This window comes from Sphingomonas sp. CFBP 13728 (assembly GCF_014841895.1).
Taxonomy (GTDB): Bacteria; Pseudomonadota; Alphaproteobacteria; order Sphingomonadales; family Sphingomonadaceae; genus Sphingomonas.
The window spans coordinates 21,955-43,575 of record NZ_JACYUS010000006.1; the positions used below are offsets into that span (position 1 = coordinate 21,955).

Below are 21,621 nucleotides of genomic sequence, written 5' to 3' on the forward strand. Positions count from 1 at the left end.
GGATGCGGATATTGATCGTCGAGGATGATGCCGACACCCGCGCCTTCGTGGCGCAGGGGCTGGGGCAGGCGGGGCACCAGGTCGCGGTCAGCGCTGATGGCCGCGACGGGCTGTTCCAGGCGACCGGGGGTGGGTTCGACGCGATGGTGGTCGACCGGATGCTGCCCGGTCTCGACGGGCTGGCGCTGGTTAAGGCGTTACGTGCGGCCGGCGACGCGACCCCGGTTCTGATGCTGACGGCTGTCGGCGGGATCGCCGATCGCGTCGAGGGACTGGAGAGCGGCGCAGACGATTATCTGGTCAAACCGTTCGCTTTCTCCGAGCTGGCCGCCCGCCTCAACGCATTGACCCGTCGGCCTGCTGTGCGTGGCGATGACGCGCACATTCTTCGAGTCGGTGAAATCGTCCTCGATCTGCATCGCCGCACCGTCGAGCGGCGTGGTCGACGCATCACGCTTCAGCCGCGCGAGTTCGCGCTGCTAGCCGAACTGATGCGCAACCCGCGCCAGGTCATGACGCGCACCATGCTGCTGGAGCGGGTGTGGGATTTCGACTTCGATCCGAAGACCAACATCGTCGAGACGCACCTCAGCCGCCTGCGCTCCAAGCTCAATGCCGGTTCCGACGCCGATGCGATCGAGACGGTGCGCGGTGCCGGCTACATGATCCGGGGCGAATAGATGCTCGCCCGCCTGTGGCGCTCGACCTTCGGGCTCGTCGTGCTGGTCGCGCTGGCATTCAGCGCCGCGACGGTAGCCATCGGTGCCATCGCCTATGAGGTGACGCACGAGGCCCTGGAGGAGCAGCTGGACCACCGTATCGCGGTCGAAACGCGCGCGCTGGTGGCGGAGGCACGCGAGGGTGGCATAGCTGCGGTGGCTGACGCGATCCGATTGCGCGAAAATGCACGCAACGAAGCGAGTCTCGATTATTTGCTGGTCGACCACACAAGCCGGCAGATCGCCGCCACCATCGCGCCACTGGCCCCGCTGGCATCAGGCTATCAGGAGCATTTCGGTTTTCGGCGCGGCAACGAAACCGGCGTAGGACAGTCCCTCGCCACGCCGCTGCCCGCGGGAATGCTCGTCGTCGTCGCCGATCGGCGCGACCTCTCGGCGATCGACCGGACGTTGGCGCTACTGTTTGCAGCCGCCCTCACGGCGATGCTGGCGCTTGGGATCGGCGCGGCCGTGCTGGTCGGATGGCTGACCCGGCGTCGCCTGTCGCGTATCGATGCCACCGCGCATTCGATTATCGCCGGCGACCTGACGCAGCGGGTACCCCGAGACGGCTCCGACAGCGAGTTCGACCGCCTCGCTGCGACGCTTAACCGAATGCTCGACCGAATGTCGGCGCTGATGGACAATCTGCGGCAGGTGTCGACCGACGTCGCCCACGACCTGCGCACGCCTCTGACGCGCTTGTGCAACCAGCTCGATCGCGCAGCCGCGGGCGATGCCGCGGCTATTGCCGTTGCCCGATTGCAAGCTGACGACTTGCTGGAAATCTTCGCTGCGCTGCTCCGCATCGCCGAGATCGAAGGAATGGCGGAACGCCGGGCGCTGGCGTGGCTCGATCTCTCGGCACTGTTGGAGGACATGGCTGAAACCTACCGCCCGGATTTCGAAGCCAGCGGCCACATATTATTGACGAACATTCCGACCGGTCTGCACATTGAGGGCGACCGCCGTCTGCTGGCTCAGGCGCTGTCGAACCTGCTGGAAAACGCCCTCCGCCACACGCCGGCCGGTACTACGGCGATACTGATCGCGAAGGCGACGCGGGATGCGATCGAGGTGATGCTGGAGGACAACGGCCCGGGGGTTCCTTCTGCTGATGCCGAACGCCTGTTCCAGCGTTTCGCCCGCGCCGAGACGTCACGCACCACTGAAGGGCATGGGCTGGGCCTCGCATTGGTTCGCGCCGTCGCGATCGGCCATAACGGCGATGCCCTTCTATCCTCACCGGATCGCGGCTTTGGTGTCATAGTGCTGCTCTCCAAGTAGGAGGAGCGCCGCGGGTCTTCGACTGACAGATTTCCCAAAACAGCGTGAACGACGGTTTTTTGGGAAGGGTGCCTGCTTTCCCGATATTCGATCCTTTTCGAGAAATTTGGCGTGCCGTCGGGCAGGGGGGAATAGGTACGGCATGGGCCCCGCCTCGACATGAACGAAGGGCCGAAGTTGGGGATGCCTGAGAGGGCATTGAACGGCGACTTATGGGTCACTGCCCCCCTCCCGGACGCGGGGGCATCATCAAGTGTCCTGTCGATAGAGATGTAGATTTGCGGATACTTCCGCCATCTCTGCCGTTAAGATACTTTACTCCTGTCATTTGGAGGGCTGCATGCCTTTAAAGCGAGACTTGTAGCGAGCAATAAAATTACTGCACCTAAGCCTATCCAGATCTGGCGGTAGAGGTATATTTAGCGCTCGGGCAATATTCTCGACATAACGCTTCGCGGCTTCGGTCGCGGGCTGGTTCGCAACCTCTGATCGACTGAAGGAGATAAGTTCTGTAATTGAGCCGTCGTCACTCAGCCGTAACACAATAGGCGGAACATTGACTGCCGCGAAGGCTCGAGCGTCAGCGGCATTATTAAAATCAGCGCTGTCGTCGTCGATCGGAAAGTCGAACACTAGTTCCTTTGTAGGTAACGTTAAATCGATCTGACGTTCAATTGGCCATCCGTCAAACCATTCAAATGGACTTTGATCCTTGTCCCAAATGCCACGATCCTGCGCAACGAAGATCGGTGCGTAAGCATCATTGATCATGTCGACGCGGTAAAGGCACCCGATATCCCCTGCATCAGCTTCAAAGAAAAGGCATATCCAAGCCGGAATATTTGACACCTTCTGGAACTCATGAAGCGCTTCGATTTCACTCCAAGCCAGCTTCACGTAGCCAATAGTGTGTTGTTCCGAAGGCGAGTTATGTGTCTCTCTGGAAAGTTCGACTACCCGGCTGCGCAACGCGTAAAACTTGACGTCGATAGCAATCGTACCGATGCCGTCCATGAATGCAAGGAAGTCAGGTCGATGAAATGGTCGGCGAGGCCTAGCTCGTGAGGCACCATCGGCACTATCTCCTGACGCCTGATCGATGAAAACCCACGGACACCCCTGCCGTGTTAGCCATCCAGAGAACGCCGCTTCGCTAGGGTCAGGACCCATTGATCTGAGCGGCTTGATCTGATTCAGGCTCCGTGAGGAGACCGAGGATGAGCGACCTGTAATGGCTGACCGACGAGCAGATGGCGCGGCTCGAACCGTATTTTCCCAAGAGCCACGGCAAGCCACGGGTTGATGACCGGCGAGTGTTGAGCGGCATCGTTTTCGTCAACCGCAACGGGCTACGATGGTGCGATGCCCCTCGGGAGTATGGCCCACACAAGACGCTCTACAACCGGTGGAAGCGATGGGGCGAAAGGGGTGTCTTCCTCCGCATAATGGAAGGACTGGCGGCCGCGAGCGCCACGCCGAAGACGATCATGATCGACGCGACCTATCTGAAGGCGCACCGCACGGCGTCCAGCCTGCGGGTAAAAAAGGGGGCCTTGGGCGCCTCATCGGTCGCACCAAAGGCGGTATGAATACGAAGCTGCACGCCGTCACCGATGCAGAAGGCAGACCGCTCAGCTTCTTCATGACCGCGGGCCAGGTCAGCGACTACACCGGCGCTGCCGCGCTGCTTGATGATCTACCCAAGGCGCAGTGGATGCTGGGCGACCGCGGCTATGACGCAGACTGGTACAGGGACGCCCTTCAGGCAAAGGGCATAACGCCCTGCATTCCGGGGCGAAAATCCCGGATCATCCCCGTAAAATATGACAAGCGCCGCTACCGAAGCCGGAGCCGTATCGAGATTATGTTCGGTCGTCTGAAGGACTGGCGCCGCGTCGCTACCCGCTACGATCGATGCCCGACCGTCTTCTTTTCCGCTATCGCGCTCGCCGCCACCGTCATCTTCTGGCTCTAATCAATGAGTCGTGACCCTAGGGTTCATCTCAGTGGAATTCATGCTCTACATTGCCCTCTCGTTCTTCCGGGTGATCTAAAACACGTCGCCCACGATATGGATTTTATGCTGTAGTCGTAAACCTCGATCGGATGGGGCGCTGGGACCAAACCCTTCAACGTTTTGTATTCGCAAGGCAAGTTACTTTTCTGAAGCCAATACGTATTGACGTCGATGTTTATGCCTCGCGGTAACAGGTGCCTCAGAACCATTATTCGTGCTTTCAGTGGCACGTGTGGCCCCAGCAGGTAAATATAACAGCAGCTAACCTCCCGCTCAGGTTGTCTCGCTAATGTCCGATTCACACTATCTCGCGTCGTACATGCAGCTGATCCGTTCGCCGAGACGCTACCGTTCAGCTAGATGAATGTACGTCCGAAGTTGGAAGGCGAAAAGGGGCACTCGAACTTCCACATATGGGTCTCTGTAGTTGGTATAACCCGGTTTTAGGTTTGGCAGTTCGAAGACGCTAACCACGAATGCGCTGGTTAAGTCTGAGGTCGTCAGACGCCGTCATTTGCTTCACGCAGCGAATTGTACATTTAGATCGCTGACTAGATAACGTCGACATCTCGTCCTTTCGTTTCGCGACCCAGCCACGCCACGAGCACGAGAGAGGCGGCCGTCGGTACCAGAACTAAGCCCGCTACCGTCGCCAGCGGCGGGANCCGTCGGTACCAGGACTAAGCCCGCTACCGTCGCCAGCGGCGGGACCGCGCCCGCGATCGCGAGCCCTTGTGCGCCCAGGCCACCGGCTTTGGAACAGGCCGCCACCCATCCCGTGGCGCGCCCCCGAATGCGCGCCGGGAAGCTCTCAGCGACGTAGGGCAACAAGATGGCGATGATGGCGTTCACGCCGACGATCAGTGCGGCGACCGGCAGTACGGGGCTGACGATGCCGGACTGCCGCTCGACCCACAATACTCCGATGAGTCCCAAGGCGAGCATCGCGATGGCCGCGACGAGCGCACCCTTGCTGCTCCAGCGGCTGTAGAGCAGCGCCGCGACGAAGATCGTGGGGACCGCGATCAGCGAGGCCTTGGCGAGCAGTCCGCTAGCCACGCCGACGCTATAACCGCGAGCGACGAGGTCGGCGGGCAGCCACAGCAATAGGCCGAAATTCGCGCAGCCCCAGGCCAGCGCGGCGATGCTGAAGGCGACGAGTGCTCCAGCGTTGCGCAGGGTCGGCCGTGCCGCAACGTCCGCCCCATCATTCGACAGCGCGTCCTGCCTCGTCACGCGCCCGCCACCGAAGCGCGCGAGCACCATCTCCGCCTCGTGCGTGCGCCCCTGAACGACCAGGAACCGTGGCGATTCCGGTATCAGCCGACCAAGAAGGATCAGCAGCAGTCCGGTCGGCAGATTGGCCAGCCACAGGATCCTCCAGCCGAAGATCGGTTGGAGGAGCGCCGACAGGCCACTGGCAGCGAAATAGCCTCCCGCCGCGCCCAGGCCGCCGATGAGCACGAGGCTCCAGCCGCGGTGTCGGTTCGGCATCATCTCCGCAAGCAGCGCATAGGTGACCGGCAGCATCCCGCCGGCGGCCGCGCCCATCATGAAACACATGGCGATGTTCCAGGCGAGGCTCGGCATCGCGCCGCAGATCGACGTGCCGACGAACATCACCGCCGAGAGCAGGATCGACGCCTTGCGCCCGTATATGTCCGCAACGAAGCCCCACAGGATCGATCCCGCGACCGTCCCCGACAGCGCTGCAAACGGCACCAGCGAGGCGGTGGCACGCGACACGCCATATTCGCTCGTCATGCCCGACAGGGTGAAGCCAAGCGCGGCGGGCTTCATGACGTCGATCACCAACGCCACGATCAGTGCGCCCATCATGACCCAGTGCGATGCGCGCAACGGTGCATCCTGCAGCCCGGTGACGGTCATATGCGTCAATTGCCGCCGCAACCGCATCGCATCGCCCGGCAGCAACCCATAGGCGGCGAGGCCGGTCCCGCCGACGATCAGCGCCATGCCGATCAGCATGCCGACGTCCATCGGCATGCCGGCCATCCGGTAGCCCATGCTGCGGGCCATCAGGAACATCGGCAGATGAAGCGCGACCCCGATCGTCACCGCGATACAGCCGACCACGAAGGCCCAAAGACCCCGCCTACCGGTCACCATCGTTCGAATTCCCCCCTCGTTACCCAGCGCTTCTTTGCGCAACAGCCAGCCATCCGCGTTTGCGTTACCTGGCATTTTAGATCGCGTTACGACAGAACCTTCCCGGCCGATATCGATGTTTCACCCAAATCGATCGAGCATCTCCGTAAGCATGGGGCGGAGGCGGGCGATCTCGTCGCGGTGGACCGACGACAGGCCCGCGAGCATGGTTTCTCCCTCGGGTGTCAGGCGCAGGAGCGAGCGGCGCTTGTCGCCATCGGAATTATAGCGGACGACGAGGTTCGACGCCTCCAACCGGTCGATCAGTCCCGAGGCACTGTGCGGCTTGAGGACGAGCCGCGTCGCGACATAGCCGATCGTGATGTCGTCGACCGGCGCGGCCCGGATCGCGAGCAGCGCCTGATGCTGTTGCGGCGCAAGCCCAGCCGCCGCCGCCGCAGTCTCACTGAAGGTCGTGAACAGCCGCAGCGCATGGCGAAAATCCGCCAGTGCCTGGTAATCGGCGTCATTCAATGCGTCCGTATCACTCATCGCAATCAGCCCGTGTTGATATATATCGCACTACGATATAATAGCCTGCCTTCCTCGGAGGCGAAAGACTCTCATCATGATCGCAGCGGTACGAGCAATCGAAAACCACCAGCTCGCGGACCATAGCGCCGACCGGCGGATGCTGATGCTGGCGGCGATGGCGATCGTCGTCGGGACCGGCGGGGCGCTTGCGGCATGGATGCTCATCAAACTCATCGCGCTCGCGACCAACCTCTTCTGGTTCGGTCGACTTTCCACGCGGTCAGCCGCAATCGTCGACACGCTCGTCGGGCCGTGGATGGTCGCCATTCCCGTTATTGGCGGTCTCATCATCGGCCTGATGGCGCGCTACGGCTCCGACAAGATCCGGGGGCATGGCATACCCGAGGCGATCGAGACGATCCTGTTCGGCGAAAGCCGGATGTCGGCCAAGGTCGCTCTGCTCAAGCCGCTATCCGCCGCGGTATCTATCGGCAGTGGCGGGCCGTTCGGGGCGGAAGGGCCGATCATCATGACCGGCGGGGCGATCGGATCGCTGTTCGCGCAACGCTTCCACATGAGTGCCGCCGAGCGCAAGACACTGCTCGTCGCGGGCGCGGCGGCGGGCATGACCGCGATCTTCGGAACTCCGCTCGCGGCAATCCTGCTGGCGATCGAGGTGCTGCTGTTCGAATGGAAGCCGCGCAGTTTCGTACCGGTCGTGGTCGCCGTCCTGGTCGCGTTCGCGTGGCGGCCGGTGCTGCTCGACGGCGGTGCGATGTTCCCGTTCCCGAGCACGACCCCGTCCGGCGCCTGGCCGCTCGCGATGGCCGCAGGAGTAGGCCTCGTCACCGGCGTGCTGGCAGCGGCGCTGTCGGTCGCGCTGTATGCGGTTGAGGACGCGTTTCATCGCCTGCCGGTGCATTGGATGTGGTGGCCTGCAATCGGCGGGGTCGTCGTCGGACTTGGCGGACTGGTCGACGCGCATGTCCTGGGGGCCGGCTATCCCAATATCCAGGCGCTACTCGACGGGTCCCTCGCGGTGCGTGTCATCCTCGCGCTGCTGGTCGTAAAGGCGGTCGTCTGGCTGGTTGCCCTGGGATCGGGAACGTCGGGCGGCATCCTCGCGCCGTTGCTGATCCTTGGTGGCGCCGCGGGCGCGCTGACCGGGCAGGTCCTGCCCGGCGGTCCTGGGTTCTGGGCGATGATTGGCATGGCCGGGATCATGAGCGGGGCGATGCGGGCGCCGATCACCGGGGCGCTGTTCGCGGCCGAACTGACGCGGCATTTCGATGCCTTGCCGCTGACCATTGCAGCGGCAGCGGCGGCCTATGCGGTCAGCGTATTGCTGATGCGGCGGTCGATCCTGACCGAGAAGATCGCACGCCGCGGCCGGCATATCCTGCAGGAATATAGCGTCGATCCGCTCGACCTGATGCAGGCGGACCAGTTGATGTCACGCGCGCCCGCGACGCTGCCGGGTTCGATGACGACCGCAGACGCGGCGATTTTTTTCGCGGATTGCGCCGAACATCGGAGCTATCCGGTCGTCGACGATGCGGGTCGCATACTTGGCCTCGTGTCGCGGACCGACGCGTTGCGCTGGCGGACTATGCAACCGGGCACCGACGTATCGCTGACCGAGACCTTGTCGGACGCTTCGCTGCTCGTCGCGTATCCCGATACGCCGATCGGAGTCGTGGCCGACATGATGGTCGAATCCGGTGTCGGACGCGTGCCGATCGTCGCGCGCGATACGCGACAGGTCGTCGGCATCCTCTCGCGACAGGATCTGCTCAAGGCTCGCCGGACCCAACGGCAGTCTGAAACCGGCCGGGCCAGCGCTCGTAAAACCAGCCAGATGTCAGAACTCGCGAATGACGCGTAAGCCGACCCTTGGGCGGAACGGACCAGTCGCGCTCCGTTCGGTACCCGCGCCGATCTGCGCCGACACCTTCTGCCCGATCGCGCGGTGCAACTGCGGCATCAGCAGCCAATACCGGCTCGCCCCCGTCTGGCGGTTCACTTCGAAGCCAAGCACGGTGTCTGGACCGACGTCCCAGAACGTCGTGTGATTGACGATCAGCCCGGTACCCTTCGTGCTCTTGAGCGTCACGTCGCCCGCGCCGACCATCGTCATCGTACTCAGTCGCTCGCCGAAGCGGTTGCCGAGCAGGTACAACAGGCTGCTCGACCAGCCGCCGTCGCGGCGGTTGTGGAGTCCCAGATACTGGACACCGTGGATGCTGCGGCCGCCGCGGAACGTGCCGAATGTGCCTTGCAGGCCGATCTTGTAATCGGTCGGGCGACTATTGGTGAACGGCAGTTCGATCTCGACCGCGAAGCCGTCGGCAACGGCGTATTCGACTTCCGGTGCCCATTCGACATGCCGGCCGGGGCCGCTGAGATTGACCTGCGCGAGCGCGTTGACTTCGAGTTCGCCGCGACGGGCGCCAAGAGGGCGCACCATGTCGAAGATCATCGGTTCGGGAATGGCGGGGATCGCAGCGGACGTCGCGCCCGGAATTGACGTTGGTATCGCCGATTGCGCGTCCGCGCCGGTGGCGACGACTACACCGAGGACGACCGATGCGCAGAACAGGGCGCGAATGGACATGTGAGGGTTCCGATAGACCGAGCATATGGACACGCCCTCATCGCGTCTCCGACTTACGCGGACCTTACACGTGCGCCGCGTAGCTCATGGATGCCGAACAGCAGCATGCCGATCGCCAGCGGGATCAGGTAATAGACCACGCGATAGGCGAGCAATGCGGCGAACAGGCTTGCGCGGTCGATATCGGGCAGGCTGACGAGCATCACCGCCTCGAACACGCCGACCCCGCCGGGCGCGTGCGTAATGAGACCGGTGACGATCGCGACGAGATACCCGAGCAGCAGGGCGGGAAAAAGCGTTGCCTCCGCACCCGGCAGCAGCACGAACAGCGCGGTGGCTGCCAAAACGATGTCGACACTCGCCAGCATGATCTGAGCGAGCGCCTGCGACACGCTGGGCAGCGGTATGGAGCGGCCGAATAGGACGAGCGTCCGTCCTGCGCGACGTTTCAGTCCAACCAGAACCGCAGCGAGAATGGCAAAGCTCGACCCGCCGATCGCAGCGTGCACTGGATAGGACAGCGCTACGCCGGCGACAGCCACCGTCCCTGGCTGGACGATCAGTCCGAACCCCAGCAATAGCAGGACGCCGGACCAGAAGGTTACGCCAGTCAGAACCATGATATGCGCTACTTCGCCGATCGTCAGGCCCGCCGGCTGGTAGATCCGCAATCGCGCGGTGCCGCCGGTCAGCAGCGCGAACCCAAAATTGTGGCTGAAGACATAGCTGGTGAACGACGCGAGTGCGGCGCGCGTATAGCGGACGCGCTTCCCGACGATCCGCAGCGCGACCACGTCATATCCGGTCAGTACCCCGTAGCTGATCGCGGTCACGACAGCGGCGGCGAACAGGCGTGGCCAATTGATCCGCGACAAGGCCGTGCGGATGTCGCTCCCATTGACGCCGTCCAGCAGGTGCGACAACGCCGACACGGCGATGCCGACGATCGCGAGCATCGCCACCACGGCAACGCCGGTACGAACCGACCGCGAGGAGGTAGCGCGACGCAACCCCGACCATGCCGGACCACGCCACCGTGCGATCACCGTGGTCAGCCCGAGATCGACCGGGTCAGCGGCCTGGCAGTCGGTACGGTCTCCCCATGCTCCTGGTTCAGGAGCGCGCGATACGCGTCCATGACCATCTTCGACGCCTTGTCCCAGCTATACTCTTCGCTCGCGGCACGCGCGGCGCGCGCCATGGTCGACCGCAGATCGGAGAAGACCGCGAGGCGGCGGACGGCCGCGACCGCGCCGTCGATATCGTCGGGGGCGTAGAACATGCCCGTTCCCTTGCGCAGGAGGTTGCGGCCGCTCGGGATGTCGACGCACACGCTGGGCAGGCCCGACGCCATCGCCTCCAGCGTGACGTTTCCGAACGCTTCGGTGATGCTCGGGTTGACGAAGATGTCCGCGCTGGCGACCGCGCGGCCGAGCTCGTCGCCCGACAGGCTGCCGGTCAGCCGCGCATTCGCCAGTCGCTTCGCGAGCCAGGGGCGTTCGGGACCGTCGCCGACGATCAGCGGCCGGATCGCGACGCCCGAGGTGGTGATCCGGTCGACGATATCGGCGAACAATGCGGTGCCCTTCTCGCGAACGAGGCGGCCGAAGAAGAGGACGACCACGTCGTCGTCCTGGAAGCCGTGCGATCGCCGCCAGGCGAGATTGCGATGGCGGCCCGAGAACTGGTCGCGGTCGACGCCGCGCCCCCATAGGCGCGTGCGGTCGGCAAAGCCCTGCTCGGCGAATTCGTCCGCAATTGGCGCGGTCGGAACGAGGATCATGTCGCTGCTCCGGTAGAAGCGATCGAGGTGTCGCTCCATCGCCGGCCGGATCAGCCCTGCGCCATAAAACTGCGCATAGGTCTCGAACCGCGTATGGAGGCTGGCAACGACCGGAACATCGATCGTCCTCGCGAGCCGCTGTGCTGCGACGCCGGTCCAGTCCGGAGCGGACACATGGACGATATCGGGCCGGAATGCCTGCACGTCGCGACGCAGTTCAGCGGACAATCCCAGGCCCAGTCGATACTCGCCGCGACCCGGGATGCGCACCGACGGAACAGAAACGAGCGTTCCCGCAGGCTCGAACGCCGGCGTATCCGAGGTCGGCGAATAGACCCGGACGTCGGTGCCGCGGCGTTCGAGATACGTCACCAAGCGGTTCAGCGCCTGGTTGGCGCCGTCGCGAAGATAGTTGTAGTTGCCGGAAAACAGCGCGACCCGTCGTGGCACATCGAATATCGCCGGGGCGGAAAGCGTAGCGGGTCGCCGGAACGGGCGAAGGGTATCGAACATGGAGACACTCTGATTTTTGCTGAGGGCGCATCGTGCGACATCGATTGGGATCAAGATCTGGATCGTGGATCGACCGGGCTACGCGGCCTGGCTTACGTGAGCCTTACAGACCGATCGCCGCGTGAAGCGCCGCGCAATCGGCGCGCCCAGAGCCGGGCCGAGCGATGAGAATCCTGATCGTTGAGGACCATGCCGAGCTGGTCACGATGCTGGTCCGTCTGCTCGATACGGCGGGCTATGCGTCAGATTGCACGACCACGGCCGAGGATGCGCTGATCGTGCTGTCCTACACGCGCTACGCCGTCGTTATCCTCGATCTGGGACTCCCGGATGCCGATGGGCTATCGGTCGTGCGTGCGATGCGCGAGCGGGACGATCGCACGCCGGTGATCGCCCTGACCGCACGGGCGAGCGTCGCACACCGGGTGACGGGTCTCGAAGCGGGCGCCGACGATTATCTCGCCAAGCCGTTCGCGCCCGAGGAACTGCTCGCCCGGATCCAGGCGCTGCTCCGGCGTAGCGGGACGATTGTCGATCGGACGATCGATTGCGGCAATGTAAGCTTCGATCCCGCCACGCGCGAGGTTGCGATCGGCGGCGTGCCGACGGTGCTGTCCGCGCGCGAACTGGAGGTGCTCGCCGCGCTGATCCGTCGGTCGAGCCGGGTCGTGACGAAGGCGCATATCGAGCAACTGCTGTTCGGGCTCGCTGACGATCTCGGCTCGAATGCGGTCGAGGTGTATATCCACCGGTTGCGAAGGCGGCTGACGTTGGCCGAGGCGGATGTCGAGATCGTCACCGTCCGCGGGGTGGGGTATATGATTATGGAGCGTGCCGCATGACAAGCCAGCCGCGGTCGCTGATGGCGCAGATCCTGCGGTGGCATGCGATCGCGGTGTTGATCACTGCCATCGCGGTCGCCGGCAGCGTGTACCTGTTCCTCGACACGACCGCGGCGCGGATTCAGCACCAGACGCTCCACGTCCACGCGCAAGCCTTGCGGCAGGCGCTATCGCACGACGGGACCGGCCGGCTCCGGTTGACGCAGGACAATACCAGCGCGGCGGTGTTCGCGCCCAGTGCAGGCTTCTCGTTCCGCATTCTCGATCAACGCGGCACGGTCCTGTTCCAATCGGCGTCAAAGATGGTCCTGCCGACCGCGGATATTCCGCTGGAGGACGAGGAAAGCTTCTTTCGTCGCCAGTCGCGCCGCACCTTCTATGCAGGGACGAGTAGCCCGGCTCAGGTTGGTAACGAACGGGTGTGGATCGCCGTGCTCCAGAACCTCACGCATCCGGATTATATCCTCGACGATCTGCTCGCGCAGTTCCTGCTCTACGGAATGGCGATCGTGGCGCCGCTGCTGTTGCTATTGCTCGCGATCGACGTGCTGATCATCCGCCGCGCGGTTTTGCCAGTGCGTAGGGCGTCGGCTTCGCTGGAGACCGCGGAAGGCGTGCCGCTTGATCTTCGATTGCATGACGAGCGGCTTCCTGCCGAAGTTCGCCCGCTCGCGCTAGCCGTCAACGCGCTGCTCGAACGGCTGACGTCGAGTTACCGCATGCAACGCGATTTCATCGCCGATGCCGCCCACGAGCTACGTACGCCGATCGCCGTCGCCCGGCTGCGTGTCGAGGCGGTCGACGACGCGGCGTTGCGGGCAAGGCTTTGCAGCGACCTGGACGCGCTCGGCCGGATCGTCGAGCAGGTCTTGGAACTCGCCGAGTTGGAGACCGTGGCACTGGATACCGCGGCATCGGTCGATCTCGTCCAGATCGCGACGGACGGCGTGGCATCGATCGCACCGCTGGCCTTCCGCTCGGACAAGTCGATCGCGTTGTCACCCGGTGCGGACAGCGTGATGGTCGCGGGGCACGCGGCCTGGATCGCCAAGGCGCTGGGGTGCCTGTTGGAGAATGCGGTCAAGCATAGCGGTACCAGCAGCAGGATCGACGTTTCGGTCGGCACGGACGGGACGTTGGCCGTCTGCGACGACGGCCCCGGGATCCGCGAACAGGACCATGCGGCGATCTTCCATCGGTTCTGGAAACGGGACCGTTCGGCAGGTAGCAGCGGTCTCGGCCTCGCGATCGTAGCGCAGGTTGCCGAAGCGCACGCTACGCAGGTGACACTGACATCGCACCCGGGACATACCAGGTTCGCGATCGCTTTTCGACTGCGGCCGGTTTCCTAGGAAAGACTATGCGGCAAGCGGTCGTTACTGATGGCCTATAAAAATTTGGGCCAACAATTGACACTGAATGAACGACCGAAGCTGGGAAGCGAGCAGGGCGGCCTGAGCGTCCGCTTGTGGGTCACAGGTCCCCAGTTGGTAAAGCCGGCCCAAGCAGAAATCTGTTCACTCCTCTAGGGTTGAGCGACAAAGCAGAGCCTCGGCTGCCGTGTCAGCGACGGCAAGCAGTCTTGGTTCGTCCCATCCCTCTCGCGCTGCAGCCGATAGGCCGAGCATTGTCGTAGCAACGTAATCTGCGACACGTCCGGAAGCTTTAATTCCCGCATCGTCTAGAAATTCCGTCACCCTACTGCGGTTTTCTCCCGCAATTTGTTTGGCTGCGATGCCCCAATCCGTTGTGCCCGCTTTTGCGTGTTCAAGGATCAGGCAACCACGCCGCTGCGGACTATTGGTATAAGCGTGCGCCGCAGCTCGCAGCATGTCGCCAAGCGCCGCCATCGGCGCTGCACCCGGTGTGAGGAAGCGGTCCAGCGGCACCACGGTGGCCGAGTAGAGCCTTAGGCTCTCTTTAAAGAATGCGGCCTTGCTGCCGAACGCTGCATAAAAGCTCGGCAGGGAAATCCCGATCGCCTCGGTCAGCACGGCCACGCTGACTTTCTCATAGCCGTGCTCATGAAACAGATGCTGCCCGGCTTCGATCGCAGCCTCAAGCGCGAACCCACGGGGGCGCCCCCGTTGTCGCTTATTTATATAAACGTCCATTACAGAATTCACTTGCCTCTGAAAGTCGCATTTATATAGCGGTCATTAACGGAAATAGCGATGCCTCAGAACCGTCACGGTGCAGAGGCGGGCATTACATCGACGAACAAGGACACCCATGCCGCCCTCCTCCAACAAAATTGGCGTTCAAGCGGGCTCAGCGGCGCGCGCCGCACTCCCGATCGCGGCCCTTGCCGGCCTCGCCGCCAGTGGCTTCCTGTGCATCGTTACCGAGACGCTGCCCGCTGGCCTACTCCCGCAGATCGCATCCGGCCTGCGAATCTCCGAGGCGATCGCGGGACAACTCGTTGCCGTCTATGCGCTTGGGTCCTTGCTCGCAGCTATCCCGCTCACGAGCCTGACCCAAGGCCTTCGCAGACGACCGGTACTGCTTGCCACCATCATCTGCTTCGTTGTGGGCAACACGCTGACCGCTTGGGCCGGATCGATCACGGTCGTGCTGGTCGCGCGGTTCGTCGCCGGGTGCGCGGCGGGTCTCGCCTGGGGGATCCTTGCGGGTTACGCGCGTAGCATTGTGCGTGCCGATCAGACCGGCCCGGCAATGGCCCTCGCCATGGTCGGCGTGCCGCTGGCGCTTTCAGTCGGTGTTCCCATAGGCACCTTCCTAGGCGGTTTGGTTGGGTGGCGCGGATCGTTCCTGATCCTCTCGGCACTGAGTGTCGTGCTGATCGGCTGGATTATCTTCAAGGTGCCCGATGCTCCCGGGCGGACGGGTGACGATCGTCCTTCTCTGCGCCGCGTCGTCGCGACACCGGGTATCATACCGATCCTGCTCGTCATCCTTGCATGGATGACGGGCCACAACATCCTCTATACCTACATCGCGCCGTTCGCGACCGCTGCGTCCGCGCGGGTCGATCTCGTCCTGCTGGCGTTCGGCATCAGTTCGCTCGTCGGCATCTGGATCGTCGGGCGACTGGTCGATCGGATGCTGCGCATGTTGGTATTGCTCGCGATCGGATCGTTTGCGGCCATTGCAGTTCTTCTGACGTTTGCCGGTGGGCAAGGCCTTGCCGTCTATGCGGCAGCCATCGTCTGGGGCCTTGGCTTCGGTGGTGTCGGGGCGATGATGCAGACGGCGTCGGCGGACGCAGCGGGGGACGGCGTAGATCTGGCGCAGGCGATGGTGACCACGGCCTGGAACCTGGCGATCGCGGTCGGCGGGGCGCTGGGCGGGGTGCTCCTTACAACGGGGGGGACCACGCTGCTGCCGCCCGCTGTCGTCGCGCTGACCCTGATCGCTTTCCTTATCGTGTTGGCCGCACGCCGTTTCGCCTTTCCACCGGGTCACCGCTCAATGCCGGCCAGCTAACTTTAAAATACTCCCAGAATGCCGTTCCCATTGAGAACGCCGGCCCGACATCGAGTTGGAATTGGTTCAGCACTCCTTAGCCACCAACATGAATGGACGGCAGAAGTTGGGCGGTGGTAAAGGGGCCGCGAACGGCCGTTTCTGGGTCGATACGTCGATAATGTTGCGAAGAGATCAGGGCGGCAGAGGCGATCTGCCGCCCTGTAATTATTTATGCAACGCTGTGCTTCAGCGTACTCATCTTGTCGTGGCCTTCGCGGACCGAAGCAAAGGCAGCCGTGATCGCTTCGCGTGTCGCAGGTTCCAAAACGCCGTCCTTCATAGCATCTTCGAATTTCGCCTTGATATGGTCTTCGCCGCGCTCGACTTCTTGAATGATCGCCTTGTCATCCTTGCCGGTCATTGCCTGCTTCAAGTCCATGAACGTGCGGTGTGCGGCAGCCAACATGCTTGAATCCAGTTCCGGTTCACCGCCGAGGCTGCGGACCTGGTTCTGTAGGTCGGTTGCAACCTTTGCCCGATCCCGGGCGAAGTCTGCGAACATGCGTGCATACTGGGTGCTTTCTGCGTCTTTCGCAGCGTCCTCATAGCCCTTCATGCTATCGAGTGTGGTTTTGATAAGGCCATTCAGTACGGACACGTCGTTGCTATCGGTCATGGAAGACTCCAGTTTGAGAACTTGCATAACAATCCGATGGCGAAAAAGACTCGCGGTGAATGCTAAGACTATGCGAACTACCGCGTGTTGATCACCAGGGGGGGGCTGCAGGCGCTGGGTGCCCCTAGATGGGCTTCCGAGCAGGAAAGCGTGATCTCATTCTAGGCTACCTTGGAACATGAATGAATTTCTGCAATTGGGAGCACAGAAGGTTCCACGAATGCTGGAGGGTTCGGTCCTCATATCGGTCGGAAAGCCCGGGACTGAGCAGAAGAATTAACGAAGAGACCATCGTCCCTGACATGCCCATGGGTTGCACGTCATTCACGATCATAGCGTCGCCAATTGTCGTATCCGCGGTTATCCCACAGCTCGCCCACCACCTTGACGGGGCTCTCTTCATATTGCGCCGCCAACGTGGTGCGGAGGTTGAGCAGCGTATCGCTCTCGTTGAAGCCGGCCCGCGCCTGACCATCGATGGTTTCGACGCGAGGGCGGGTTGTACCGCTCGCGCTGACCTGTGCCATGGCCGGCACGCATGGCAGCGCTGCCGCCGACGCGGCGAGGATCGTGATCGTCCGCATCAGCCGATCAGGCCAAGGAGATACAGCGCCAGTCCAGCAATCGAGCTTGCCACCAGTGTCGTGATGATCCCGGCGCGCAGCCAGAACACCGCGGCGACAGCTGCCCCCGCGAGTGCCATTGCCCAAGGATCGAGGCTCGCAAGCACGGGCGCGTCGAAGTGGATCGGACCGAACGCGACGGCTGCCGTTTCACGGAAGAGCGTATGCAGGGCGAACCAGACGGCTAGATTGAGAACAACGCCGACAACCGCCGCGGTGATGGCGGAGAGCGCACCGGCGACCGCGGCATTGCCGCGCAGCCGCTCGATGAAGGGGGCGCCAAGGAAGATCCACAGGAAGCACGGCACGAACGTCACCCAGGTCGCGAGGAGGCCTCCGAGCGTGCCCGCCACCAGTGGGGACAGCCCGCCGGGATCGCGATAGGCGCCGAGGAAGCCGACGAATTGCAGGACCATGATGAGCGGCCCGGGCGTCGTTTCCGCCATGCCGAGGCCGTCCAGCATCTCCTTCGGCCCCAGCCAGCCGTAATTCTCAACCGCCTGCTGCGCGACATAGGCGAGCACGGCATAGGCGCCTCCGAACGTTACCATCGCCATCGTCGAGAAGAAGGTCGCGATGCGGCTGAACACGTCATCGGGTCCGAGCGCGATCAGCAGCGCCGCGACCGGTACGAGCCAGAGCGCCAGCCAGACCAGCGCCGTGCGGATCGTCTCGCCCCACGTCGGCCGCGCATGGGCCGGCAGATCCTCGCCCAGCAGCGTGTCGGCATCGGCCACGACCGCGCCCTTGGATGCGCCGTGTCCCCCGCCCCGGAAGGCCGTGCTGCCCTGCCGGGCGGACCACCATCCGATGAGACCGGCACCCAGCACGATCAGTGGAAAAGGCGCACCGACAAAGAAGATCAGGACGAACGCCAGCGCGGCAAGCGCCCTTGCAGGCGTCGACTTGAGCGCCCGTCCGCCGATCCGCACTACTGCCTGAAGCACGACGGCCAGCACTGCGCACTTGAGGCCGAAGAACAGTGCCGAGACGACCCCGACCCGACCGTAGAGGACATAGACCCAGCTCAGCGCCATGATCGCAACGGCGCCGGGAATGACGAACAGCACGCCGGCGACGATGCCGCCCTTCGTGCGGTGCATCAGCCAGCCGATGTAGGTGGCAAGCTGCTGCGCCTCTGGCCCGGGCAGCAACATGCAATAGTTGAGGGCGTGCAGGAACCGCTGTTCACCGATCCAGCGTTTCTCGTCGACGAGGATGCGGTGCATGACCGCGATCTGCCCGGCCGGACCGCCGAACGAGAGCATCGCGATGCGCAGCCAGACCCAAAAGGCTTGGCCGAGCGTGACCGGCTCGGGGCGCGCCGAGGTTGCTGCTTCCGCCGTCACCGTAGTCATGCCGACGCCTTGCCGCGCGACGGCTGATGCGAGGACCAGTTGTGCTTTTCGCCCTGCGCGTCGCGGCACCAGCGATAGAGCGCATCGTACACCACCATGCCTGCCTCTAGCTGGACGTGGTCATCACTATGGATGCGGGACAGGCCGAGCGAGATGGCGAGCAGTCCGGCGGCTTCCGGCACTAGGTCAAGTCGGTCGGTATCGGCCCCGCGGACGATCGCCGCCAAGCGCATCAGCGGCTCATGCTTCTCAAGTCCGAATGCTTCGACCATCACATCGAAGGTGCAACGCTCGCCGCGATGGCTCCAGAATACGCCTTCGTCCGCGACGTCGAACGGCTCGGCCTGCTGCTGCGTAGCGACGGTCAACACCTCGCCGGGAGCCACGAAAAGGAAGCGGGCCTCGGGATCGACGAAGCGTCGGATCAGCCAGGGACAGGCTATGCGATCGACCTTGGGCCTCGCCCGCGTGACCCACCATGTGCGTCCGTCCTCGTGACGGGGTGGCAGATGGGCGAGCGATACGGTCGGCAATGCGCCTGCCGCCCATGCGGCGAACCCACCTTCCAGTACTTCGGCCGCCACACCCTCGCTGCGCAGTATGGCCGCCGCGGCGACTGCCGAACCATTGCCGTCGGCGTCGACCGTTACGACGGCAGAGCCGGCGGCATAGCCCCATCCAGTTGGATCGGGATGGGCTGGAAAGGTCGACCCCGGAATGCATTCCGCAACTCCGTCGCGCAGATCGACGACGCGAGGCGCGTTGGCGGATGCGATAAGGCGGGCAAGTTTGTCGGGTATAATGGCGTTTGGAGCAGGCATGACGCGTCCCTTGCGTGTTCGTGCTGGACGCGATGCTTTAGCTGACGCCTCGTGGGGAGATCGCGATCCCCATGCGCCTAGTCAGCCATGCTCGAAAGAACTTGTCAACTGACTCGCCGGCCTTCCGATCCTCGCGACCGACGAGGTCCGAAAGCCATCTCATTCCCGGCTCACCGTCGTTTTTGACACAGCTCGTTTGCCGCCATGCGCGGTCGCTATCGAGAGTGTTCCCTTCGCATTCGGCATGAACGAATGGCTGAAGTTGGGACGCGCGCGACGGGGCGTGAGCGTCCGCAACTGGGTCGGAGGCGACGAAGACGTCGGGCGTGACACTCTGGCCATAAGGCGGTCAGCTGTATATCCCGTAAACACAGGGGGAGGGTGCACTGGGCTTCGCGTCGAACGTGGATTAGGATGAGCAGTCATGCGCCGCGACCTTGATCATCTACCGTCTGCAAAACAGCGCGAGATCGAGCGCGTCCTGCAGATCCTGTTCGAGGAGTTCGACGCCGCCAATGGTGATGCCACGGGCCCTCGCAAGCGCGCGCGGATCCTCAAGGTCATCCTTTACGGATCCTATGCGCGGGGTGGCTGGATCGATGAGCCACACACCGCCAAAGGCTATCAGTCCGATTTCGATCTGATGATCATCGTCAGCCAGAAAGAGGTCACTGACCGTGCCACCTATTGGTACAAGGCGGAAGAACGACTGAACCGCGAACGGGCGATTACCAGGACGTTGCAGACGCCGGTCAATTTCATAATTCATTCGCTACAGCAGGTGAATGACGGACTCGCGCACGGCCGCTACTTCTTCATTGACGTCGCCAAGGACGGGATTGCGCTGTACGAAGCAGACGAGGTCGAACTTCATCAACCTAAGCCAAAGACACCTGAACAGGCATATTCGATGGCCAAGGAGTACTTTGAGGAATGGTTTCCGCAGTCTAATGGATTCTTCAAGATGTTTAAGGCGGGGTTGGCTGAGGGGATTTACAAACAGTCTGCATTTGTGCTGCATCAGTCAGCTGAAAGCCTTTATCACTGCCTACTACTCGTTCTCAACTTTTACACGCCGCATAATCACAACCTTGGGTTTCTGCGCGCACAAGCCGAACGGCTTGATCCCCGTCTTCACGGCATCTGGCCGATGAACAATCGACGTGACCGCGCGATGTTCGAGAAGCTGAAGGATGCCTATGTGAAAGCGCGGTATTCCAAGCATTACCGGATCAGCGCAGAGGAACTTACCTGGCTCGGCGCACGTGTCGAAGACCTGGGCCGGGCTGTTCACGAAGTGTGTTCGGAGCGGCTGGCAGCGCTCCAGTCCCAGCGCCTCGACGCTGCAGAGTAGAGCAACTCACTCATTTCAAAATGCATGTGGTCTACGGCCGGCTAAGCTCGCGCTAGCGAATTCACGCCGAGAGCATCAAAGAGCCAGAATGTCAGGAAACCGGGCGGCCTCATCGCGCTGGCTGCTTTCGCATCAGGAGCCTCGCAATCGAGGCATCCAGTTCCTTGCGGCTCCAGGATTGTCGTCCACCAAGGACGACTGGGTTTGGCAAAGTCCCTCGGTAGACCTCACGAATGAATGCCGACTCTGAAAGGTCCAGGTAAGCGGCTGCCGTTCGTTGCCGCATCATCTCCGGCCAATCTGGAAAGCGCAGAGCTATGTCCCGATCCGACGGCACGTCGTCAGGCGGGATTACCAGGCCGACGACACCAGCAATCCTGGCGGCAGCTTCCGCTCCCTTTTCATTCGGAACGAGCGGGGGAAGCTTCTTTTCGCCCACTCTTCGTGCCGGTGGCGGCGGCGAAGTCCAGGCTTCCCGCTCCTCGGGCTGGCGCGCGCTGATCCATGCCTCGACCTCGCTTTCCAGCCAGACTGACGTTCTGGCTCCAAGCGATAGAGACGACGGGAAGGTGCCGTCTTTCATCATCCTGTAGATGGTGCTTTGGCTAAGCCCGATACGCTGACGGATTTCCTTCAAGCGGAGAAATCGATCTTTAGGCTGGACACGCATATCCTAGTCCGCTTTGTTCAGGCCGACGAGCGGCATCGACAGGCCTGCGTCATCTCAGTCCGCCTCCATCTCGAAAGCGCGTTTTCCGCGTCTTTTCCACAGGGCCAGTATGCCGCAGGTATCGTCGCCGCGCGCCCTGGCCGCTATCTCCAGAAGCGCACCGTAGATCGTGGCGCGATCATCCTCGGTGAGGGCGACCAAGCCCGCTTTTTGAACAAGACCGCCGAGCTCGATCAGGTGGCGGGTGCGTTCGCGCCGTTGCACAACCCAGC

20 protein-coding genes and 1 pseudogene are annotated in these 21,621 nt (G+C 62.9%); 8 read left to right on the forward strand and 13 right to left on the reverse strand.

The genetic code is table 11. The annotated features are described in order from the left end of the window. Positions 1-2 precede the first annotated feature (2 nt). Together IFT67_RS17845 and IFT67_RS17850 are read left to right on the forward strand one after the other, a co-directional pair. On the forward strand, positions 3-680 hold the full coding sequence (locus IFT67_RS17845) for a response regulator transcription factor (protein WP_056678360.1): 678 nt from the start codon (positions 3-5) through the stop codon (positions 678-680). Further along, positions 681-2,006 carry a HAMP domain-containing sensor histidine kinase gene (locus IFT67_RS17850; protein ID WP_192239491.1) on the forward strand — a complete coding sequence of 442 codons (1,326 nt, stop codon included), beginning with the start codon at positions 681-683 and terminating at the stop codon, positions 2,004-2,006. Positions 2,007-2,330: 324 nt separating this feature from the next. Here the strand turns inward: IFT67_RS17850 and IFT67_RS17855 are convergent, their stop codons facing one another. Continuing rightward, a complete protein-coding gene (locus tag IFT67_RS17855) occupies positions 2,331-3,020 on the reverse strand; it encodes a hypothetical protein (protein WP_192239492.1) in 690 nt (229 codons plus the stop codon). 236 nt (positions 3,021-3,256) lie between these two features. Between IFT67_RS17855 and IFT67_RS17860 the strand changes: the two genes are divergently transcribed. Then, positions 3,257-3,981 (forward strand): IS5 family transposase gene (locus IFT67_RS17860; RefSeq protein ID WP_446740826.1). Its coding sequence is split into 2 segments (ribosomal slippage): positions 3,257-3,539 and positions 3,539-3,981, totalling 726 coding nucleotides; the frame shifts between segments, so codons are not numbered across the junction. Between the two features lie 707 nt (positions 3,982-4,688). Here the strand turns inward: IFT67_RS17860 and IFT67_RS17865 are convergent. Further along, positions 4,689-6,228, reverse strand: a pseudogene (locus IFT67_RS17865) (MFS transporter); the annotation flags it as partial. A 45-nt stretch (positions 6,229-6,273) separates the two neighbouring features. After that, a complete protein-coding gene (locus tag IFT67_RS17870; RefSeq protein ID WP_056059962.1) occupies positions 6,274-6,684 on the reverse strand; it encodes a MarR family winged helix-turn-helix transcriptional regulator in 411 nt (136 codons plus the stop codon). 76 nt (positions 6,685-6,760) lie between these two features. Between IFT67_RS17870 and IFT67_RS17875 the strand changes: the two genes are divergently transcribed. Beyond that, positions 6,761-8,551 carry a chloride channel protein gene (locus IFT67_RS17875; RefSeq protein ID WP_244647506.1) on the forward strand — a complete coding sequence of 597 codons (1,791 nt, stop codon included), beginning with the start codon at positions 6,761-6,763 and terminating at the stop codon, positions 8,549-8,551. Here the strand turns inward: IFT67_RS17875 and IFT67_RS17880 are convergent. From IFT67_RS17880 to IFT67_RS17890, 3 genes are read right to left on the reverse strand one after another with little or no spacing between them, the layout of a single operon-like run. After that, on the reverse strand, positions 8,528-9,280 hold the full coding sequence (locus IFT67_RS17880; RefSeq protein WP_197983150.1) for a hypothetical protein: 753 nt from the start codon (positions 9,278-9,280) through the stop codon (positions 8,528-8,530). The two genes, IFT67_RS17875 and IFT67_RS17880, sit on opposite strands and share 24 nt — an antisense overlap. 53 nt (positions 9,281-9,333) lie before the next feature. Further along, a complete protein-coding gene (locus tag IFT67_RS17885) occupies positions 9,334-10,326 on the reverse strand; it encodes a lysylphosphatidylglycerol synthase domain-containing protein (RefSeq protein WP_192239493.1) in 993 nt (330 codons plus the stop codon). A 5-nt stretch (positions 10,327-10,331) separates the two neighbouring features. Next, the gene (locus IFT67_RS17890; RefSeq protein WP_192239494.1) at positions 10,332-11,576 is read right to left on the reverse strand and encodes a glycosyltransferase family 4 protein; all 1,245 of its coding nucleotides are present in this window, start codon (positions 11,574-11,576) and stop codon (positions 10,332-10,334) included. A gap of 164 nt (positions 11,577-11,740) precedes the next feature. Here IFT67_RS17890 and IFT67_RS17895 point away from each other — a divergent pair, with 164 nt between their 5' ends. After that, entirely contained in the window at positions 11,741-12,418 is a 678-nt protein-coding gene (locus IFT67_RS17895) for a response regulator (protein WP_056059971.1), read from the forward strand. Continuing rightward, entirely contained in the window at positions 12,415-13,770 is a 1,356-nt protein-coding gene (locus IFT67_RS17900; protein WP_056059973.1) for a sensor histidine kinase, read from the forward strand. Before IFT67_RS17895 ends, IFT67_RS17900 begins: the two co-directional genes overlap by 4 nt. 165 nt (positions 13,771-13,935) lie before the next feature. On the opposite strand, the gene IFT67_RS17905 is transcribed toward IFT67_RS17900, so the two are convergent. Then, a complete protein-coding gene (locus tag IFT67_RS17905) occupies positions 13,936-14,532 on the reverse strand; it encodes a TetR/AcrR family transcriptional regulator (protein WP_192239495.1) in 597 nt (198 codons plus the stop codon). Between the two features lie 118 nt (positions 14,533-14,650). Between IFT67_RS17905 and IFT67_RS17910 the strand changes: the two genes are divergently transcribed. Further along, positions 14,651-15,865: an MFS transporter gene (locus IFT67_RS17910; RefSeq protein WP_192239496.1), complete on the forward strand. Its 1,215-nt coding sequence runs from the start codon at positions 14,651-14,653 to the stop codon at positions 15,863-15,865. A 211-nt stretch (positions 15,866-16,076) separates the two neighbouring features. On the opposite strand, the gene IFT67_RS17915 is transcribed toward IFT67_RS17910, so the two are convergent. The 4 genes from IFT67_RS17915 to IFT67_RS17930 form a co-directional block, all read right to left on the reverse strand. Further along, positions 16,077-16,523 (reverse strand): ferritin-like domain-containing protein, encoded by a 447-nt coding sequence (locus IFT67_RS17915; RefSeq protein WP_192239497.1) that lies wholly within the window; start codon positions 16,521-16,523, stop codon positions 16,077-16,079. 320 nt (positions 16,524-16,843) lie between these two features. Beyond that, positions 16,844-17,107: a hypothetical protein gene (locus IFT67_RS17920; protein ID WP_192239498.1), complete on the reverse strand. Its 264-nt coding sequence runs from the start codon at positions 17,105-17,107 to the stop codon at positions 16,844-16,846. After that, on the reverse strand, positions 17,107-18,504 hold the full coding sequence (gene chrA, locus IFT67_RS17925; protein WP_192239499.1) for a chromate efflux transporter: 1,398 nt from the start codon (positions 18,502-18,504) through the stop codon (positions 17,107-17,109). Before chrA ends, IFT67_RS17920 begins: the two co-directional genes overlap by 1 nt. Beyond that, positions 18,501-19,325, reverse strand: coding sequence for a chromate resistance protein ChrB domain-containing protein (locus IFT67_RS17930; RefSeq protein ID WP_192239500.1), 825 nt, complete (start codon positions 19,323-19,325; stop codon positions 18,501-18,503). The genes chrA and IFT67_RS17930 overlap by 4 nt, the downstream gene beginning before the upstream one ends. Before the next feature lie 424 nt (positions 19,326-19,749). Here IFT67_RS17930 and IFT67_RS17935 point away from each other — a divergent pair, with 424 nt between their 5' ends. Next, the gene (locus tag IFT67_RS17935; protein WP_192239501.1) at positions 19,750-20,679 is read left to right on the forward strand and encodes a HEPN domain-containing protein; all 930 of its coding nucleotides are present in this window, start codon (positions 19,750-19,752) and stop codon (positions 20,677-20,679) included. A gap of 109 nt (positions 20,680-20,788) precedes the next feature. On the opposite strand, the gene IFT67_RS17940 is transcribed toward IFT67_RS17935, so the two are convergent. Beyond that, positions 20,789-21,316 carry an AlpA family phage regulatory protein gene (locus IFT67_RS17940; RefSeq protein ID WP_244647507.1) on the reverse strand — a complete coding sequence of 176 codons (528 nt, stop codon included), beginning with the start codon at positions 21,314-21,316 and terminating at the stop codon, positions 20,789-20,791. An 87-nt stretch (positions 21,317-21,403) separates the two neighbouring features. After that, positions 21,404-21,613 (reverse strand): conjugal transfer protein TraD, encoded by a 210-nt coding sequence (gene traD / locus IFT67_RS17945; protein WP_192239503.1) that lies wholly within the window; start codon positions 21,611-21,613, stop codon positions 21,404-21,406. Positions 21,614-21,621 lie beyond the last annotated feature (8 nt).

What these genes read in the sequence shown, in the direction of transcription:
- IFT67_RS17845 (WP_056678360.1), top strand. Translation starts at nt 3, where the DNA reads ATGCGGATATTGATCGTCGAGGATGATGCCGACACCCGCGCCTTCGTG.
- IFT67_RS17850 (WP_192239491.1), top strand. Translation starts at nt 681, where the DNA reads ATGCTCGCCCGCCTGTGGCGCTCGACCTTCGGGCTCGTCGTGCTGGTC.
- IFT67_RS17855 (WP_192239492.1), bottom strand. Translation starts at nt 3,020, where the DNA reads ATGGACGGCATCGGTACGATTGCTATCGACGTCAAGTTTTACGCGTTG.
- IFT67_RS17870 (WP_056059962.1), bottom strand. Translation starts at nt 6,684, where the DNA reads ATGAGTGATACGGACGCATTGAATGACGCCGATTACCAGGCACTGGCG.
- IFT67_RS17875 (WP_244647506.1), top strand. Translation starts at nt 6,761, where the DNA reads ATGATCGCAGCGGTACGAGCAATCGAAAACCACCAGCTCGCGGACCAT.
- IFT67_RS17880 (WP_197983150.1), bottom strand. Translation starts at nt 9,280, where the DNA reads ATGTCCATTCGCGCCCTGTTCTGCGCATCGGTCGTCCTCGGTGTAGTC.
- IFT67_RS17890 (WP_192239494.1), bottom strand. Translation starts at nt 11,576, where the DNA reads ATGTTCGATACCCTTCGCCCGTTCCGGCGACCCGCTACGCTTTCCGCC.
- IFT67_RS17895 (WP_056059971.1), top strand. Translation starts at nt 11,741, where the DNA reads ATGAGAATCCTGATCGTTGAGGACCATGCCGAGCTGGTCACGATGCTG.
- IFT67_RS17900 (WP_056059973.1), top strand. Translation starts at nt 12,415, where the DNA reads ATGACAAGCCAGCCGCGGTCGCTGATGGCGCAGATCCTGCGGTGGCAT.
- IFT67_RS17905 (WP_192239495.1), bottom strand. Translation starts at nt 14,532, where the DNA reads ATGGACGTTTATATAAATAAGCGACAACGGGGGCGCCCCCGTGGGTTC.
- IFT67_RS17910 (WP_192239496.1), top strand. Translation starts at nt 14,651, where the DNA reads ATGCCGCCCTCCTCCAACAAAATTGGCGTTCAAGCGGGCTCAGCGGCG.
- IFT67_RS17915 (WP_192239497.1), bottom strand. Translation starts at nt 16,523, where the DNA reads ATGACCGATAGCAACGACGTGTCCGTACTGAATGGCCTTATCAAAACC.
- IFT67_RS17920 (WP_192239498.1), bottom strand. Translation starts at nt 17,107, where the DNA reads ATGCGGACGATCACGATCCTCGCCGCGTCGGCGGCAGCGCTGCCATGC.
- chrA (WP_192239499.1), bottom strand. Translation starts at nt 18,504, where the DNA reads ATGACTACGGTGACGGCGGAAGCAGCAACCTCGGCGCGCCCCGAGCCG.
- IFT67_RS17930 (WP_192239500.1), bottom strand. Translation starts at nt 19,325, where the DNA reads ATGCCTGCTCCAAACGCCATTATACCCGACAAACTTGCCCGCCTTATC.
- IFT67_RS17935 (WP_192239501.1), top strand. Translation starts at nt 19,750, where the DNA reads ATGCGCCGCGACCTTGATCATCTACCGTCTGCAAAACAGCGCGAGATC.